This window comes from Plantactinospora sp. KLBMP9567 (genome assembly GCF_033446045.1).
Classification (GTDB): Bacteria; Actinomycetota; Actinomycetes; order Mycobacteriales; family Micromonosporaceae; genus Plantactinospora.
Window position 1 is genome coordinate 79,050 of the sequence record NZ_JAWQRR010000056.1, and the last position, 18,041, is coordinate 97,090.

The following is an 18,041-nucleotide window of genomic DNA, read 5'->3' on the forward strand; positions in this document are numbered from 1 at the left end:
GCGCTCACCCCTCGACCTCCCGTCCGCTCCCGTTGACCCAGGAGGCCATCAGCTCGATCAACTCGTCCAGGTCCACCGGCTTGGTGATGTAGTCGCTCGCACCGGCGCCGAGTGCCGACTCGCGGTCCCCCGGCATCGCCTTGGCGGTCAGGAACACCACCGGCAGGTCGGTGAAGCGGTGGTTGCGGCGGATCGCCCGGGTTGTCTCGTAGCCGTCCTGGTCGGGCATCATCGCGTCCATCAGGACGATGTCCACCTCCGGATGTTCGGCGAGCAGGCGCACCCCGTCCACCCCGTTGTCCGAGTAGAGCACGGTCATGCCGTGCAGCTCCAACGCGCTGGTCAGGGCGAAGACGTTGCGGACGTCGTCGTCGATGATCAGCACGGTGGCGCCGTCGAGCTGCCGGGCCGCCGGGGTGATCGGCCGGTCCGGCTCGTTCTGGGTACGCAGCATGGCGGGCAGCCCGCCCCGGGGCGTCTGCATCGGCGGTACCGGCACCGGGGCGACCACCGCGTCGGGGGCCAGTACGTCCGGTACGAAGAGGGTGAACGTCGAGCCCTGGCCCGGCGCCGACGACACCGTGATGGTGCCGCCGATCAGGCGGGCCAGGTCGCGGCTGATCGACAGCCCGAGCCCGGTGCCGCCGTACCGCCGGCTGGTGGTGCCGTCGGCCTGCTGGAACGCCTCGAAGATAAGTCCGAGCTTGTCGTCCGAGATGCCGATGCCGGTGTCGATGACGGTGAACGCCACCACCTGGTTCGCGGTCGCCAGCGCCGGTACGTCGAAGAACGCTCCCTCCGGCGCCGGACCGATCCGCAGCGTCACCGCCCCGTTGTCGGTGAACTTGACCGCGTTGGAGAGCAGGTTGCGGAGGATCTGCTGCAACCGCTGTGCGTCGGTGACCAGGGTCGGCGGCAGCTCCTTGGAGATGCGTACCTGGAAGTCCAGGCCCTGCTCCTCGGCCTGCGGTGCGAACGCCTGCTCGACGTAGCTGCGGATTTCGGAGAACCGCACCTCGGTCGGCTCGACGTCCATCCGGCCCGCCTCGATCTTGGACAGGTCGAGGATGTCGTCGATCAGCGAGAGCAGGTCGGAGCCGGCGCTGTGGATGGTGCGGGCGAACTCGATCTGCTTCTCGGTCAGGTTGTCCTCCGAGTTGTCCGCCAGCAACCGGGCCAGCAGCAGCAGCGAGTTGAGCGGCGTACGCAGTTCGTGGCTCATGTTGGCCAGGAACTCCGACTTGTACGCCGAGGCGCGGGCCAACTGCTGCGCCTTGTCCTCCAGACCGATCCGGGCCAGTTCGATCTCCCGGTTCTTGGTCTCGATGTTGCCCTTCTGCTCGGAGAGCAGTTGCGCCTTGTCCTCCAGTTCGGCGTTGGTGCGCTGGAGTTCGGCGGACTGTTCCTGGAGCTCGTGGGCGAGCCGCTGGGACTGGGAGAGCAGTTCCTCGGTACGCCGGTTGGCCTGGATGGTGTTCAGCGCGATGCCGATGGTCGAGACCAGCCGCTCCAGGAAGGCCAGGTGCAGGTCGGAGAAGGGCGAGACGCTGGCGAACTCGATGACGCCGAGCAGTTCCCCCTCGAAGAGCACCGGCAGCACCACCAGGTCGGCCGGGGGCGTGGCGGCGAGTCCGGAGCGGACCGTGAGGCTGCCGTTGGGCGGGGCGCCGACCCGGATCGTCCGCCGGGACAACGCGGCCTGCCCGACCAGCCCCTCGCCGGGGCCGAACGTGACGTCGTGGTGCCGGGCCACGTAGCCGTACGACGCGGTGAGCCGCAGCCGCATCACCGCCTCGTCGGTGTCGGCCAGGAAGAACGCGCCGAGCTGCGCGTCGACCAGCGGGGTCACCTCGGTCATGATCATGCGGCAGACCTCGCCGAGATCCCGCTGCCCCTGGAGCAGACCGCCGATCCGGGCCAGGTTGGAGTCGAGCCAGCCCTGCTCGGCGTTCTTCTTGGTGGTCTCCCGGAGCGTGACGATCATCTGGTTGATGTTGTCCTTCAGCTCGGCGACCTCGCCCTGCGCCTGTACGGCGATCCTCTGGGTCAGGTCGCCGGTGGTCACCGCCGTGGAGACCTGGGCGATCGCCCGGAGCTGGGTGGTCAGCGTGGAGGCGAGCTGGTTGACGTTCTCGGTGATGTCCCGCCAGGTGCCGGAGACCCCCTTCACCTGAGCCTGACCGCCGAGCTTGCCCTCGACGCCGACCTCGCGGCCGACCCGGGTCAGCTCCTGGGCGAACGAGGAGAGCTGGTCCACCATCGTGTTGACGGTGTCCTTCAGCTCCAGGATCTCGCCCTGCGCGTCGACGGTGATCTTCTGCGACAGGTCGCCCCGGGCCACCGCGGTGGTGACCGAGGCGATGTTCCGGACCTGGGCGGTCAGGTTCGAGCCCATCGAGTTCACGTTGTCGGTCAGGTCCCGCCAGGTGCCGGAGACCCCCTTCACCTGGGCCTGACCGCCGAGCTTGCCCTCGGTGCCGACCTCCCGGGCCACCCGGGTCACCTCGTCGGCGAACGACGAGAGCTGGTCCACCATCGTGTTCACCGTCTGCTTGAGCTCCAGGATCTCGCCCTGCGCGTCGACAGTGATCTTCTGGCTCAGGTCACCCCGGGCGACCGCCGTCGAGACCTGGGCGATGTTCCGGACCTGGGCGGTCAGGTTGGACGCCATCGAGTTCACGTTGTCGGTCAGGTCCCGCCAGGTGCCAGCGACGCCACGTACCTGGGCCTGACCGCCGAGCTTGCCCTCGGTGCCGACCTCCCGGGCCACCCGGGTCACCTCGTCGGCGAACGACGAGAGCTGGTCCACCATCGTGTTCACCGTCGACTTCAGCTCCAGGATCTCGCCCCGGGCGTCGACGGTGATCTTCTGCGACAGGTCGCCCTTCGCCACCGCGGTGGTGACCGAGGCGATGTTCCGGACCTGGGCGGTCAGGTTCGACGCCATCGAGTTCACGTTGTCGGTGAGATCCCGCCAGGTGCCGGAGACCCCCTTCACCTCGGCCTGGCCGCCGAGCTTGCCCTCGGTGCCGACCTCCCGGGCCACCCGGGTCACCTCGTCGGCGAACGACGAGAGCTGGTCCACCATCGTGTTCACCGTCGACTTCAGCTCCAGGATCTCGCCCTGCGCGTCGACAGTGATCTTCTGCGACAGGTCACCCCTGGCCACCGCCGTGGAGACCTGGGAGATGTTCCGCACCTGCGAGGTGAGGTTGCCGGCGAGCTGGTTGACGTTCTCGGTCAGCGCCCGCCAGGTGCCCGAGACGCCGCGTACCTGCGCCTGACCGCCGAGCTTGCCCTCGATGCCGACCTCCCGGGCCACCCGGGTCACCTCGTCGGCGAACGACGAGAGCTGGTCCACCATCGTGTTGACGGTGTCCTTCAGCTCCAGGATTTCGCCCTGCGCGGCCACCGTGATCTTCTGGCTCAGGTCGCCCCGGGCGACCGCCGTCGAGACCTGGGCGATGTTCCGGACCTGGGCGGTGAGGTTCGACGCCATCGAGTTGACGCTGTCGGTGAGGTCCTTCCAGGTCCCGGCGACGTTGGGCACCTCGGCCTGGCCGCCGAGTTTGCCCTCGGTGCCCACCTCCCGGGCCACCCGGGTCACCTGCTCGGCGAAGAGCCGCAGCGTGTCGGTCAGCCCGTTGATGGTGTGCGCCAGCTCGGCGACCTCGCCCTTGGCCGAGACCGTGATCTTCTGCGACAGGTCGCCCCGGGCCATCGCCGTGGTCACCTGCGAGATCGACCGCACCTGGTAGGTCAGGTTCGACGCCATGGTGTTCACCGAGTCGGTGAGGTCCTTCCAGGTGCCGGCGACGCCGCGTACGTCGGCCTGGCCGCCCAGCTCGCCCTCGGTGCCCACCTCCCGGGCCACCCGGGTTACCTCGTTGGAGAAGGACGAGAGCTGGTCGACCATCGTGTTGACGGTGCGGCCGATCCGCAGGTATTCACCGCGCAGCGGCCGGCCGTCGATCTCCAGCGCCATGTGCTGGGAGAGGTCGCCGTCGGCGACCGCCACGATGACCCGGGCGATCTCGGTCGTCGGCCGGCCCAGGTCGTCGATGAGCTGGTTGATCGCCCGCTGCCCCTCGGCCCAGGCGCCGTCCAGCCCCTCCTCGTCCAGCCGCTCGGTGAGCCGGCCGTCCCGACCGACGATCCGGCTGATCCGGCGCAGGTCGAGGTGCTGTCGTTCCTGGAGGGAGACCACCTCGTTGAAGGCGTCGGCCACCTCGCCCGCGACGCCGGCCCGGCGGGGCAGCCGTACCTTCAGATCGCCGCGCCGGACCCGGCGCAACGCGTCGGCGAGTTCACTGAGCAGCACCGCGTCCTCGCCGGCGGACCGCTCCTCGGCAGAGATCTGTTTCGCCGTGGTCATCGTTCCTCGCTCAGGTTTCGAAGGAGGTGGGCCAGCCCGGCCGGCCCGCGCCGCCAGGTGGTCGGCGAATCCGCTCTGCCGCGCCCGCGCGGTTCCGCGCGAGCGGCGGCCACACCCATCATTGTGCCTTTCGTCCATCCAATGCCACCCTCGGCGCACACCGGAGTCGGTAGTGGCAGTCGGCGGGACCAGCCAGGAGGTAAAGCGGGCAGAACGGTCAAGTGGGGCACGGTTCAGCGTAGCGCGGCCCCGCTCCGACCGCCTGCCGGGCACGAGCGCGGCGCAGACGTGCCCGGCCCGGATAGGGTGGCCTGGGTCTCGGATCGGTGGAGGATACGGAAGGTGTCAGCGGAGGCGGGCGGCACGGGCACCGGCGGAGCGGCCACCGGGGGCACCGGCGATCAACTGCGCCGGGTACGGCTACCCGCCGACCGACGTACTCCGGCGGCTGCCCGCGCCCTGGTCCGGTCGGTACTCGCCGAGGTCGGCCTGGAGGAACTGCTCAACGAGGCGCTGCTGCTCACCACCGAACTCTCCACCAACGCGGTCGAGCACGCCCGCACCGAACTGGACATCGAGGTCGTCGCGGACTCCTCGGGCCTGACCGTGACGGTCTCCGACTTCGCGGCCGGACCGATCGACGACGTGACGGCCCGGCCCAGAAACGACCTGACGGACATCTCGCAGGTTTCCGAGCGGGGCCGGGGGCTGCTCCTGGTCGACCACTTCGCCAGCCGGTGGGGCACCACGCACCAGGCCACCGGCAAGGGCGTCTGGTTCCGGCTGAACCGCAAGGACCCGGCCGGCTCGGGGCAGCATCCGCTGGAGGCGGGGCACGCGGTGTCCGTCGGCGGCGCCGGCAGCCCGCCCGGCCCGCCCGGCCCGTCCGCGCCGAGCGCCGGGGCGATGAGCGCGCTGATGCAGACCGCCCCCGATCCGTACGCCGACGATCCGCTGCCCACCTTCGCCGCCGACCTGCTGGTCCGGGTCGGCGACATGGTCGGCGCGGCCGGCGGGGCGGTACGCCTCGACCGGGGCGACGGCGCCGGCTCGCAACTGCTGGCCCGGTACGGCCGGCAGCCCCGCCCCGGTGACGAGCTGCTCCGGGTGCCGTTGACCGTGCACCGGCCGTACGCCGGGGAGCTGGAACTCGACGCCGCGCCGTCGGGGTACGCCCGCCCGCTCGCCGCGCTGGTCGCCGAGCGGCTCTCCCTGCACCTGGAGAACGACCGGCTGCGCCGGGCCGACGTACGCCGGCAGACCTGGCTGACCTTCCTCGCCGAGGCGAGTGAACTGCTCGCCCAGTCGCTCGACGTCGAGTTGACGATGGCGCTGATCCCGCAGCTCGTGGTCCCCCGGCTCGGCCAGTGGTGCGCGGTGCACGTCACCGACGAGTGGGGACGGTTGAAGCTGGCCGCGGCCACCCACGCCGACGAGGCGGTGCTGCCGCAACTGCACAAGATGCTCAAGGAGGACGGTCCCGAGTCGGTGCAGTCCCGGTTGCGCGAGGCGTCCCGCAGCCAGGGCCAGGTGCCGATCGGCGCCCCGATGGACGGCTTCGCCATCCCGCTGGTCGCCCGGGGGCAGCGGCTCGGCACCCTGGCGGTCGGCCGGCACCAGCGGCACCGGCACGACCCGGACGAGATCGCCGTACTGGAGGACGTGGCCCGGCGGGCGGCGCTGGCGATCGAGAACGCCCGGATCCATGACGAACGGCGGAAGGTCGCGCACACCCTTCAGCAGTCGCTGCTGCCGCCCGTGCTGCCGGTGGTGGAGGGGATCGGGTTCGCCGCCGAGTACGTGCCGACCGGGGACGCGGCCGAGGTCGGCGGCGACTTCTACGACGTCGTACCGCTGTCCGAGGACCGCTGGCTGGTGGTGGTCGGGGACGTCTCCGGCAAGGGCGTGCAGGCGGCGGCGGTGACCGGGCTGGTCCGGGACGTGATCCGGGTCCTGGTCGGCGACGGCAAGCCGCTGCCGGAGGCGTTGGCCCGGCTCAACGGCACGCTGGTGGAGCGGGGTGGCGGTCGGTACTGCACGCTGGCGCTGGCCGCCGTGGACCGGGACCGGACCGGCCGGCTCACCGTCTCGCTCTACCTGGCCGGTCACGACCGGCCGGTACTGGTCCGCGCCGACGGGCGCGCGTCGTTCGTGGGTTCCGGGGGTACGGCGCTCGGCCTGCTCGACTCGATCACCTCGCCGGCCGCGGAGGTACGGCTCGGCCCCGGCGACGCGCTGGTCTTCTACACCGACGGGGTGACCGAGCGGCGGCGCGGCCGGGAGCTCTTCGGCATCGAGCGGCTTCGGGACGCGGCGGCGCCGCTGGCCGGCTACTCGGCGGAGGTGGTGGCCGCCCGGCTGCGCGCGGCCGCGATCAACTTCTCGGTCGAGTCGCCCCGGGACGACATCGCCATCCTGGTACTGCGCAACGACTCGACCGGCTGACCTCCACCGGAGCCGTCCGGCTCAGCGCGACCCAACCCGTCGCCACCCCCTCGCCGCCGGCACCACCCGCACCGACAACGCCCGCCGGCGCGTTGGGCGGTCCCCACGAACTCCACTGTGGTCAGAGCTGGCGGGCACCCTGCGGGGGTGGTGACAGGTCCGGACCGGTTGCGGCGTCCGGGGCAGAGTCGCTTTCGGGAAGCCGCTGCAACCGTACGGAGATCCGGTGTCCGGTCAGCTCGCGCAGTCGGTCCGCCATGATCCGGGCGGTGTCCTGGCACTCCAGCCGTCGAGCGCGTCGCGGACCGGCCCGGTATTCGGCGAGCATCGCGGAGGCGAGCGCGGACGGGTCCGCCACCGGGCAGCGGCGGCCCGTCTCCTCGGTGCACAGATCGTCGGCGGAGGCCATTTCGACCGACGCGATGACCCGCGTGCCGAAGCCCAACGCCTCGTTGATCACCCAACCCCACGGCTCGCGGTGGGACGGAGCCACGAAGACGTCTGCCGCGGCGTACACGGCGCCCAGCCGCTGCTGGGGAATCGTGCCAAGGTAGCGGCAGTCGTCGTGGGCGTCGACGTACTGGCGGACCTGCGGCTCCAGCGACCCGCTGCCGACGATGACGAGAGCGGTGGTGCCGGCGGGCACCGCCTGGCGTACGACGTCGTACGCCTGCAGAAGGTCGCTGACGCCCTTGATCGATTCAAGCCTGCCCACAAAGGTGAAGACGAAACGCTCGGTGAGCCCCAGCCCGGCTCGTAGCGCCGCGGCTCCTGACTCGTTCCCCGGCAGTTGTTGCAGCGCGTAGGGGATCAGATGGTGCCGTCGCAGGCCCAACAGCCGCCAGTATGCGGTGTTGGCCGACCCGTTCGTCCACACCTCCGGTTGCCCCACCAGCATCCTGAGGTACCAGCGTTTGAGTAGTCGGCGGAACGCCGGGCGAGACGATTCGTCGCGGACGTTGGCCGCACCCCGCAACACGAGCGGGAGACCGCGCAGCCGGGCGACGTTCGCCGAGACCAGCCTGGCCAGGCCGCGGTATCCGTACACGCCTACCGCCCGCAGCCTCGGCGACAGGAGAGCCTTGGCGAGTGCGACCCGGCCGCGGAGGTGGCCGAGCACGATGTAGCGGTGCGTCGCCACGACATGGCCCCAGCCGTGGGAGGTGTCGGCGCCGTAGAGGTAGAACACGCAGAGCTGGTCGCCCAGCTCCTCCTGTAGCCGGTTCAGCACAGGCGTGTGGTATGGGCTGGGACACTCGACGACGAAGACGATCATGATCGGACCTTTCCCCCGTTCCTTCTCGGCCAGGGTCTTCGGGATCAGCGGATGGCCTCCACGAACAGGCTGTCCGGTCGATGCTCCACCTCGGCCAGCCCGGGTAGGGCGCCGACCAGGTACTCGCGTGGTTGTGGGTTCGGGAAGCCGGCCTGGCGCAGCATCTCGTGCACCAGTGCTGGCGTCGGCTGCCAACGATGGGACGAGCTGGAGAACCGGGTGACCACTCGCTCTCTGCGGGTCGGCCGGGAGAGTGGACCCATCAGCAGGTTCTTGGTGAACTCCAGGCCGGCAGCGGCGGCTTCGTCGCCTGCGGCGGAGAGAAGTCGGCGGGCCAGTACCTGGGCGTCCGGCAGAGCGAGCCGGATCGTCCCGCCCGGACGCAGCGTCCGATGGCACTCACGCAGGAGCAGGAGGGCCTGGTCGTAATAGAGATGTTCCAACGTGTGCGACGAGTAGATCGCGGTGACCGAGCTGTTTGGATACGGCAGCGACTTGGTTACGTCGAACTGCTTGATGGACCGTGGCCAGGGGACCATGTGTTCCTTGCTCAGCACCCCGGCTCGGCGGAGGAGCGATCTGGCACCCGGTACGCGGGCCAGAGTCAAACTTGGCGACCTGTCGATGTTGACCCAGCCGGCGGGAGCCCGTAGTCCGCAGCCCAGGTTGAGGCGAATATCTGCCTGTTTTCCGAAGAACGTCTCATGAATCACTGAAAGGTTGGTTAGCCCCATAAGCACGCATAGTAACCACAAGGGGGCGCGGCCGAGGGCTACTTACCGTCTCGTGGCGGCGTCCGCGCCGCACACCGTTGACGTGCGGGTTCTCCTGTCGGGTCAGATGCCGCCCGGATAGCGCCCGGGGGCGAGTCGTCGGGCCGGATCGAAGTGCTCCTTGACCCGGCGCAGCATCGGCAGGTCGGGCAGTTCGCCCCAGACATCCACGGCTTCCCGGATCCGGGCCGGAGCGGCGACCACCACGCAGCGGCCGGAGCGGGCGCGCAGCACCGCGCGTACCCCGTTCAGGATGGTGCCGACCCGCTCCGGTGACGAGTCGGCCGACAGCGCGGCGTGCACGACACCGAGCCCGGCCGAGCCGCGTACCGGCACCGGCGCCCCGGCCGCGTCCCGCAGCGCGTAGACGGCGGCGTGCAGGTCACCGATCGGCACCTCGATGCGCAGCGCCACCTGGTCGGGCTGGAACGGATAGCGGCGCCACCACCCCGGTGCCGCCCCGACCACCTGGGCGTCGCCGCCGAGCAGCGCGGTCAACCGGGCCGCCCGTTGCGCCACCTCGGTCGGCCCGCCTTCGAGCAGCACGGCCAGGCTGCCGGAACCGGGCTCGCCGAACCGGCCGCGCGACCCGGGACCACCGCCGAGCCCGGGCTGTCCCCGGTCACCGGATCCGCCTGCGCCCGCGGATCGGCTCGGCACACCGGGCCGGCCCGGTGACTCGAACCAGCCTCGCCCACCGGCCCGGCCGGACGGGCCGGGTGCCCCCGGGGCACCCGGTCGGGCCGGCGGAAGGTGCCCACCGGAGCCGAGGCGCCGGACGCCGCGGTCGGTCGTCGGCGCCCGACCGCCGGGCAGGTCGACCTCGATCGCGGTCGGCCGCAGCTCGGCGTCGAGGACGGCAAGGACCAGGTCGTGCACCTCCAGCGGGGTCCAGACCGAACGGACCACCCAACTCCGGCTCGCCGGAATCGGCTGCACCCGCAGGGTCGCCGAGACCAGCACGCCGAGCGCACCCTGCGACCCGCAGAGCAGCCGGGCGACGTCGGGATGGGCCGGCACCGCATCGGGCCGCTCCCCGGGACGGCCGGTCGCGCCGGCCCGGGCGTGCGCGAGCACCCCCGAGGCGTCCACGTAGCTCACCCCGACGAGCTGGTCGCAGGGCCGGCCGTGCAGGTGCCGCAGCGGACCGCTCTCGTCGGCCGCGACCACGCCCCCGACGGTGGCGCCGACCGAGGGCACGTCGATCGGCAGCCTGCGCCCGGTCCGTTCCAGGATCGCCTCGGCGGCCCGGACCGGTGTCCCGGCCCCGATCTCGGCGACCAGCTCGCCCTCCGGCTGCTGCCAGACCCCGGCGAGCCGCCCGGTGTCCAGCACGATGTCGACCTGCGACGGGGGCATGCCCCAGTCGAGTTTGGTGCCGGCCCCCCGGGCGACCACCGAGAGGTCGTGTTCGGCGGCGAGCCGGACCACCTCGGTGACCGCCTCCGGACTGCCCGGCGCCGCGACCCAGCGGGCCGCCGCGCCGGCCACCCCGTCGGCCGCCCCCGCGGCCCGGGCGAAGTGGGCACCGCAGATGCCCGCCAGTCGCCGTGCGATGTCAGCGCCCCCGCGTCGTTCTATCGAAATCTCCCCCACCTTGGTCATCGTACACATGTGCTAATTTTCGGCAACGCCCCGGACCGCACCGGACGGCCCACCGGCCAGCCGGACAGGTAACGTGACCGGGTGACCACTGAGACGACCGCCGCCCCCGTCGCCAAGCGGGTGCCGACCGAGCGCACCCACCACGGCGACACGGTGATCGACGAGTACGCCTGGCTCGCCGACAAGGACGACCCGGACACGATCGGCTACCTGACCGCCGAGAACGCCTACACCGAGCAGACCACGGCCCGGCTCGGCCTGCTGCGGGAGACGCTGTTCAACGAGACGAAGCGGCGGACGAAGGAAACCGATCTATCAGTGCCGACCCGCAAGAACGGCCACTGGTACTACACCCGGACGGTCGAAGGCGAGCAGTACGGCATCCACTGCCGCCGATCGGTGCGGGACGGCGGGACGGCCCCGCCGATGCCGGAGGACGGCGCACCACTCGACGGCGAGGAGATCCTGCTCGACGGCAACGCGCTGGCGCAGGGGCACGACTTCTTCTCACTCGGCACCTTCGACGTCAGCCCGGACGGGCGCTGGCTCGCCTACTCCACCGACTTCGCCGGCGACGAGCGGTTCACCCTGCGAGTCAAGGACCTCTCCACCGGAGAGGTGCTCGCCGACGAGGTACCGGACACCTTCTACGGCAGCGCCTGGTCGGCCGACGGCTCCACGCTGTTCTACCTGACCGTGGACGAGAGCTGGCGGCCCTACCGGGTGTGGCGGCACACCGTCGGCACGGCGGCGGGCGCCGACGAGATCGTCTACCAGGAGGACGACGAGCGGTTCTGGGTCGGCGTCGGGCTGACCCGCTCGGAGAACTTCGTCGTCATCGACTCGCACAGCAAGGTGACCAGCGAGGTACGGGTCATCCCGGCCAGCAATCCCAGCGGCGCCCCGGCGGTGATCGCGCCCCGACGGCAGGGCGTCGAATACTCCATCGAGCACCACGGGCACCGCTTCCTGATCCTGCACAACGACGGCGCGGAGGACTTCGCGCTCGCGTACACCTCGGCGGACGCGCCCGGGGACTGGGTGCCGATGATCGAGCACACTCCCGGCACCCGGCTGGAGGCGGTCGACGCCTTCGCCAACCACCTCGTGGTGTCGCTGCGTACGGCCGGGCTGACCGGGATCCGGGTGCTGCCGGTGGGTAGCACCGAGTCGTACGACATCGACTTCCCGGAGCCGCTCTACAACGTCGGGCTGGACAGCAACCCCGAATACCAGACCACCAGCGTCCGGCTGCACTACGCCTCGCTGACCACCCCCGACTCGGTCTACGACTACGACCTGGTCACCCGGGAGATGGTGCTGCGCAAGCGGAAGCCGGTGCTCGGCGACTTCGACCCGGCCGGCTACGAGCAGCACCGGGACTGGGCGCTGGCTGACGACGGGACCCGGGTGCCGATCTCGCTGGTCTGCCGGGCCGGCACGCCCCGGGACGGCTCGGCGCCGTGCGTGCTCTACGGCTACGGCTCCTACGAGGCCAGCATGGACCCGTGGTTCTCCATCCCTCGGCTCTCCCTGCTGGACCGGGGCGTCGTCTTCGCCGTGGCGCACGTGCGCGGCGGCGGCGAGCTGGGCCGCCGGTGGTACGAGACCGGCAAGCTGCTGAGCAAGAAGAACACCTTCACCGACTTCGTGGCCACCGCCCGGCACCTGGTCAAGACCGGTTGGACCTCGGCGGACCGGCTGGTCGCCCGGGGTGGCTCGGCCGGTGGGCTGCTGATGGGCGCCGTGGCGAACATCGCCCCGGACGCCTTCGCCGGGATCGTCGCGCAGGTGCCGTTCGTCGACCCGCTCAACTCGATCCTCGACCCGTCGCTGCCGCTCACCGTCACCGAGTGGGAGGAGTGGGGCAACCCGCTGGCCGACCCCGAGGTGTACGCGTACATGAAGTCGTACTCGCCGTACGAGAACGTCACCGCGCAGGACTACCCGCCGATCCTCGCCGTCACCAGCCTGAACGACACCCGGGTGCTCTACCACGAGCCGGCGAAGTGGGTCGCCCGGCTCCGGGCCGTCGCACCGCAGGGGTCGTACCTGCTCAAGACGGAGATGGGTGCCGGGCACGGCGGCCCGAGCGGGCGCTACGACTCCTGGAAGGAGGAGGCGTTCGTCGCCGCCTGGATCCTCGACCGGCTGGGCGTGGCCGCGTAGAGCGCAAGGTTGTGGAAGGGTGACTCGCATGACGGTCCTGACGGACGACCGCTCCGGACTGGTCGGCGTGGGTTACGAGGGCCGGGACATCGGGGACTTCGTGGCAGACCTGGTCACGATGGGCGTGTCACGTCTGGTGGACGTACGGCTCACCCCGATCTCCCGGAAGCGGGGGTTCAGCAAGTCAGCGCTCGGGCAGGCGCTCGGCGACGCGGGGATCGCCTACGAACACCGACGTGAGCTGGGAAATCCGAAGGACAACCGGCCTGGATTCACCGGCTCTCCGGAAACGATCGCCCAGGCCCGGGCGATCTACGCCGGACTGCTCGCCCGGCCGGAGGCCGTCGACGCACTCGACGCGCTCGCCGCCGCGAGCCAGCGGAAACTCGTCGCGCTGCTCTGTTTCGAGGCTGACCAGCGGCAGTGTCACCGGGACCTGGTGCTCCAAGCGGCACACGAGCGGCGTCCTATCGGTGGGGCGGTCAGTAGACCCCGAGGACGCTGAACGTATTGACCCGCTTGGCCTGGTTGCCGACGTAGAAGGCGACATCGCGACCAGGCCCGCAGAGTTCGTGCAGGAACTTCTGTTCCACGGCTCGCCGCACCTCGTCGTCGTAGCGGCCCCGCAGATTGCGTTGCAGGGCGACGAGTTCCCAGTCCAGGATGCCCTTGCCGGTGCCCACCGCAGCCCGGTTCGTGGCAGTGGTAGTGGTAGGCCGCTCGAAATCGGGGTGCCTCAAGTGGCGTCCGGTCGCGGCTATCGAGCAGGTCGAGTTGGCTGACGTACGCTTCGATCGCCGATGCCCCACAAGCGCGCCACCGTCTACGACGGACCCCGCTCGCACAGCAGGGCGATTCGATCCAGGGGCGATCCTCTCGACAGACTGCGGCTCCGCAACTTTCTTTTTAGTTAACAACCTTGCAAGAAAGCGCTCTCTGGCGTAGAAACATTGACATGCGTACACGCCGAGCCACCCTCGTCCTGGCCCTGCTGGCCGCAACGCTGGTGGTCACCCCACCCAGCCCGGCCGTCGCTGAGCCGGGCGCGCTCACCTGGAGCGACGAGTTCAACGCGCCAGCCGGCACCGCCCCCGACGGCACCAAGTGGAAGCACGACATCGGCGGCGGCGGCTGGGGCAACAACGAGCAGCAGTACTACACCAACAGCACCAGCAACGCCGCGCACGACGGCAACGGCAACCTGGTGATCACCGCCCGCCGGGAGAACCCGGCCAACTACCAGTGCCACTACGGCCGCTGCCAGTACACCTCGGCCCGGCTGCTCACCGCGGACCGCTTCACCCAGACGTACGGCCGGTTCGAGGCCCGGATGAAGCTGCCGCGCGGCCAGGGCATCTGGCCGGCATTCTGGATGCTCGGCGGCATGCCCTGGCCGGACATGGGCGAGATCGACATCATGGAGAACATCGGCCGCGAGCCCGGCAACCTGTACGGCACGCTGCACGGCCCCGGCTACTCCGGCGGCAGCGCGATCAGCTCCCGCTACACCCTCCCCGGCGGCCAGGCGTTCGCCGACGCCTTCCACACCTTCGCCGTGGACTGGGCGCCGGACTCGATCACCTGGTACGTCGACGGCATCCAGTACGGCCGCAAGACCCCGGCGGACCTGAACGGCAACCGCTGGGTCTACGACCACCCGTTCTTCATGATCATGAACATCGCGGTCGGCGGCCACTGGCCGGGCTACCCCGACGCCAGCACCACGTTCCCGCAGCAGATGCTGGTCGACTACGTCCGGGTCTGGGGTTGGAACACCGGTGGCGGCGGCAACCCCGGCACCGGCAACCAGATCGTCGGGATCGGCAACAAGTGCATCGACGTGCCGGGCGCGAACCCGGCCGACGGCACCCAGTTGCAGATCTGGGACTGCAACGGTACCGCCGCGCAGAGCTGGGCCTTCACCGGCGGCACGGTCCGGGCGATGGGCAAGTGCATGGACGTGGCGAACGGCTCGACGGCCAACGGCGCCAATATCCAGATCGTCGGCTGCAACGGCAATCCGGCCCAGCAGTTCGTGCTGAGTGCGGCCGGCGACCTGGTGAACCCGCAGGCGAACAAGTGCGTCGACGTACGCGACCGGAGCACGGCCAACGGCGCGAAACTCCAGCTCTGGGAGTGCACGGGCGGCGCGAACCAGAAGTGGCGGCGCGCCTGACCCGGCGGACGCGCGGCGGCACGCCGACCCGCCGCGACACCGGCCCCGCACCGAACCCGGTGCGGGGCCGGTCGCTGGTACGCCCGGTCCACCGGCATGACCCGGTCCACAGGTATTGCCAGCTCGCAGGCATGGCTAGCCCGCAGGCATGGCCCGGTCCGTCCCACCCGGACCGCCGGCTCCGCGTACCAGGCATGTCACCAGCAACCTCGCCGTCGAGGTCGACGAGGCGGCCGGTACCGCCGAATCCCGCTGCTACGTCACCGTTTTCCAGGCGCTGCCCGAATTTCCGCTCCAGGCGGTGGCGAGTGGGCGGTGCCGGGACCGATTCGAGCGGCGCGACGCCGGATGGCGCTTCGTGGAGCGGTGGGTCAGCACGGACTTCCTCGGCGACGCCAGCCACCACCTGCGCGGCCGAGGTACCGGCTCGGGACGGAGCTAGGGCCGCCGGTCCGGTACCTGAGCGACGAACGCGCGCCACGCCTCAGGCGCGAAGGCCAGCACCGGACCGCCCGGATCCTTCGAGTCCCGTACGCCGACCGCCCCGCCCAGATCGTCGGCAACCTCCACGCACTCGGCCGAGCCAGCGTTGCTTCGGCTCGACTTCTTCCAGCGCGGCTCGGTGCTCACAACTCGTTCACCAGCTTCAGAATCAGGTCACGCGAGAGGTCACGCGGCAGCGCAACCGCCCTCACAACCTCCCATATCCGGTTGAGCCGAGCAACCTGCGTCGGGTCCGTCACGACCCGCCCCTGCAACTGGTCGTCCATGAATGCCACGTCGTCGCTGCCGTCGAACGAGGCAATGATGAACGGACCTGACTGGCCGAGCCACAGTCCGGCCGTTGCCGGGACCACGTGTATGAAGAGCCGGGGACGCTCACTCAGGTTGAGCAGATTTTCGAGTTGTTCCCGGAGCATCTTCGACTCGCCGCTGCGGAGCACTGCCTCGGGGATGACGAAGGTGGCCAGTGGCGGGTCGTCGCGGTCCAGGATCGCCCGCTGCCGCTCCAGCCGACCTGTGACGATCCGCTCCACCTCCTCGATGGTGTGCAGGCCGGTGGACATGACGGCCCGCGCGTACGCCTCGGTCTGGAGCAGGCCGGGGACGAGCAGCGGGTTGCAGGCGCGCAGGGCGACCGCCTCGCGCTCGTACTCCAGCCAGGGGCGGAGCCAGACGGGTGCGTCGTCGAAGGCGGTGACCTTGGCGAGCAGCCGGGTGTAGATGCCGCCGGTCTGGAGCCCTTCGTCGACCGCCGCGACGTAGTCCTCGGTCGGTGGCCGGCCACCGGTCTCGACCGCGCTCACGTGCGAGCCGGAGTAGTTCGCGATCTTGCCGAACTCGTCCTGGTTCATCTTCCGGGTCGCCCGAGCCGCCCGAAGCTCCGCGATCAAGAAGTCTGCCAGCATGCCCATGACCTGCCCACGCTCCCTCCACATCCGGCTCGGGGCTACCCGACCACACCCGACAAGTCGGACGGTCGCCCAGTGTCCCGCAATGTCTACCGAACGTAGGCACCATCCGTCCAGAGTGTCGGCAGCGGAACCGTTCGATGCTGGCCCGGCTCGGGCGGAACCGCGCGGGGACCGTCCCCGGAACGCCTCCCCCGCCTCGGGGACGGTCCCCGCTTCCAGCCAGGACAGCAGCGGCGATTGGAGACCGAGCCATGAACTGGCCACGACGCGCACCTCGACCGGTACCACTGGCGCCTCGACACCGCCCCGACTGGCGGCGGCTCTGGCGCTACTGCCGGTGCGGACTCCGCTGGCGCTGCCCCGACGCGTCCGGCCCGACGGCCGGGGGTCGACCGACACCCGCCCGTACCCCGCCCCGGGGCAGCAACACCAGATTCGCGGCATGGACGGCGCCAACCGGTCCGGCTCCGGACGGGAGCAGCGGCCGGCCCGGCTCCGGACGCTGCCCCCGCCTCCCGACCCGTCGCATCTGACCCGTCAACGGCAACCGGTGTCGCCCCAACGGGAACAGGCCAGCCGCGAGGCCGAGGCTGGCCCGTACCAGACAGAGGTCAGCGGACGGACCAGGCGGGGCGTTCCGCGTTGGTGAACCAGCGCAGCAGCCACTCGGCCGGGCCCTGCCCGTGCCGCGCGAGCCACCATCGGCTGACCACCACCTGGCCGGCGAAGATGGCGACCGCGAAAAGCATCATCTCCGGCGGTGACACCTGACCCACCAGGCCGAGGCCGACACCGGTGAAGATCAGCAGCGTGGCGACGGACTGGCCGAGGTAGTTCGACAGCGCCATCCGGCCGGCCGGGGCCAACGCCGTGCCGAGCCACCGGCCACGATCGCTGTGCACCACCCGGACCAGCGTGGCGGCGTACGCGGCGGCCAGCAGCGGCGCGGTCATCGCACTCACGAGTACGCCGAGGGTGTCGCCGTTGCCACCGAGCGAGGCGTAGACCGCGCCACCCACGATCCCCACCGGAAAACCGACGAGTTGGACGATCCGCAGCCACCGCTCCCGGCCGGTGAGCCCGACAAGCAGCCCTCGGCGGGCGGCGACCATGCCGAGCAGGAACATCGCCAGAGTGGTCGGACCCTGCACGGTCAACTGGGAGAGGCCGTAGAGCGGCAGGATCGCGATGTGCTCGTGGACCACCGAGCCGAATCCGCCGGCCAGGTTCGCGGCCGACTCCTGGGCGGCGGCGACCTGACTGGCGTGCTCGAAGTAGCTCGACGTGTCCAGGAACAGGATGCTCGACCCCGTGCCCAGCAGCAGATAGCCGTAGAGCGCGGCGGCGACGATCAGCGCCGTGCGGTCCCGTACCCCGCGCATCGCCAGCAGGACCGCGCCGAGCAGCGCGTAGACGGTGAGGATGTCCCCGCTGATCAGGAACACCATGTTCACCGCGCCGAGGACGAGCAGGCCGAGCAGCCGGCGTACCATCCGGGGCCGGAACGCCGCCCCGGCCCGCGCCGCCGCCTCCGCCTGGAGCACGAAGCTGTAGCCGAACATGAACGAGAAGAGCAGGTAGAACTTCATCCCGAAGAAGCTGGAGTTGAGCCAGCGCACCGCGTCGTCCAGCCACGAGTCGTACGCCGGGTCGGTGATGGTCATGCTGTAGCCGGTGGCGGCGAAGGTGATGTTTACGACCAGGATGCCGAGCAGCGCGAAGGCACGTAGTGCGTCGAGGTCGGGGATGCGGGTCCGGGAGGCCGTTGCGGCGGTCGCTGTGCTCACCAGTCGAGCACACCAGCGGC

At 70.6% G+C, this 18,041-nt stretch carries 13 protein-coding genes; 5 read left to right on the forward strand and 8 right to left on the reverse strand.

Features of this window, described 5'->3' with window-relative positions; genetic code table 11:
* Positions 1-4: 4 nt before the first annotated feature.
* The gene (locus tag R6Y94_RS40305) at positions 5-4,375 is read right to left on the reverse strand and encodes a HAMP domain-containing protein (protein WP_318400851.1); all 4,371 of its coding nucleotides are present in this window, start codon (positions 4,373-4,375) and stop codon (positions 5-7) included.
* Between the two features lie 342 nt (positions 4,376-4,717).
* Here R6Y94_RS40305 and R6Y94_RS40310 point away from each other — a divergent pair, with 342 nt between their 5' ends.
* Positions 4,718-6,820, forward strand: coding sequence for a SpoIIE family protein phosphatase (locus R6Y94_RS40310; RefSeq protein ID WP_318400850.1), 2,103 nt, complete (start codon positions 4,718-4,720; stop codon positions 6,818-6,820).
* Between the two features lie 121 nt (positions 6,821-6,941).
* Here R6Y94_RS40310 and R6Y94_RS40315 read toward each other — a convergent pair whose 3' ends face one another.
* The 3 genes from R6Y94_RS40315 to R6Y94_RS40325 all read right to left on the reverse strand — a co-directional run bounded on the left by R6Y94_RS40315 (position 6,942) and on the right by R6Y94_RS40325 (position 10,474).
* Positions 6,942-8,096 (reverse strand): glycosyltransferase, encoded by a 1,155-nt coding sequence (locus R6Y94_RS40315; protein WP_318400848.1) that lies wholly within the window; start codon positions 8,094-8,096, stop codon positions 6,942-6,944.
* Positions 8,097-8,140: 44 nt separating this feature from the next.
* Entirely contained in the window at positions 8,141-8,830 is a 690-nt protein-coding gene (locus R6Y94_RS40320) for a class I SAM-dependent methyltransferase (protein WP_318400846.1), read from the reverse strand.
* A 102-nt stretch (positions 8,831-8,932) separates the two neighbouring features.
* Positions 8,933-10,474 (reverse strand): FAD-binding oxidoreductase, encoded by a 1,542-nt coding sequence (locus tag R6Y94_RS40325; RefSeq protein ID WP_318402117.1) that lies wholly within the window; start codon positions 10,472-10,474, stop codon positions 8,933-8,935.
* 81 nt (positions 10,475-10,555) lie between these two features.
* Between R6Y94_RS40325 and R6Y94_RS40330 the strand changes: the two genes are divergently transcribed.
* Together R6Y94_RS40330 and R6Y94_RS40335 are read left to right on the forward strand one after the other, a co-directional pair.
* The gene (locus tag R6Y94_RS40330; protein WP_318400842.1) at positions 10,556-12,643 is read left to right on the forward strand and encodes a S9 family peptidase; all 2,088 of its coding nucleotides are present in this window, start codon (positions 10,556-10,558) and stop codon (positions 12,641-12,643) included.
* Positions 12,644-12,671: 28 nt separating this feature from the next.
* The gene (locus R6Y94_RS40335; protein WP_318400840.1) at positions 12,672-13,148 is read left to right on the forward strand and encodes a DUF488 domain-containing protein; all 477 of its coding nucleotides are present in this window, start codon (positions 12,672-12,674) and stop codon (positions 13,146-13,148) included.
* Here the strand turns inward: R6Y94_RS40335 and R6Y94_RS40340 are convergent.
* Complete coding sequence (locus tag R6Y94_RS40340; RefSeq protein WP_318400838.1) at positions 13,126-13,326, reverse strand: hypothetical protein; 201 nt, start codon at positions 13,324-13,326, stop codon at positions 13,126-13,128. The genes R6Y94_RS40335 and R6Y94_RS40340 overlap by 23 nt on opposite strands.
* A 272-nt stretch (positions 13,327-13,598) precedes the next feature.
* Here R6Y94_RS40340 and R6Y94_RS40345 point away from each other — a divergent pair, with 272 nt between their 5' ends.
* Together R6Y94_RS40345 and R6Y94_RS40350 are read left to right on the forward strand one after the other, a co-directional pair.
* The gene (locus tag R6Y94_RS40345; protein WP_318400836.1) at positions 13,599-14,819 is read left to right on the forward strand and encodes a family 16 glycosylhydrolase; all 1,221 of its coding nucleotides are present in this window, start codon (positions 13,599-13,601) and stop codon (positions 14,817-14,819) included.
* Positions 14,820-14,967: 148 nt separating this feature from the next.
* Positions 14,968-15,261 carry a nuclear transport factor 2 family protein gene (locus tag R6Y94_RS40350; RefSeq protein ID WP_318400834.1) on the forward strand — a complete coding sequence of 98 codons (294 nt, stop codon included), beginning with the start codon at positions 14,968-14,970 and terminating at the stop codon, positions 15,259-15,261.
* Here R6Y94_RS40350 and R6Y94_RS40355 read toward each other — a convergent pair.
* The 3 genes from R6Y94_RS40355 to R6Y94_RS40365 form a co-directional block, all read right to left on the reverse strand.
* A complete protein-coding gene (locus tag R6Y94_RS40355) occupies positions 15,258-15,449 on the reverse strand; it encodes a DUF397 domain-containing protein (RefSeq protein WP_318400833.1) in 192 nt (63 codons plus the stop codon). The genes R6Y94_RS40350 and R6Y94_RS40355 overlap by 4 nt on opposite strands.
* Positions 15,446-16,228 (reverse strand): helix-turn-helix transcriptional regulator, encoded by a 783-nt coding sequence (locus R6Y94_RS40360; RefSeq protein WP_318400831.1) that lies wholly within the window; start codon positions 16,226-16,228, stop codon positions 15,446-15,448. The genes R6Y94_RS40355 and R6Y94_RS40360 overlap by 4 nt, the downstream gene beginning before the upstream one ends.
* Positions 16,229-16,845: 617 nt before the next feature.
* On the reverse strand, positions 16,846-18,021 hold the full coding sequence (locus R6Y94_RS40365; RefSeq protein ID WP_318402119.1) for a DUF418 domain-containing protein: 1,176 nt from the start codon (positions 18,019-18,021) through the stop codon (positions 16,846-16,848).
* Positions 18,022-18,041: the final 20 nt, after the last annotated feature.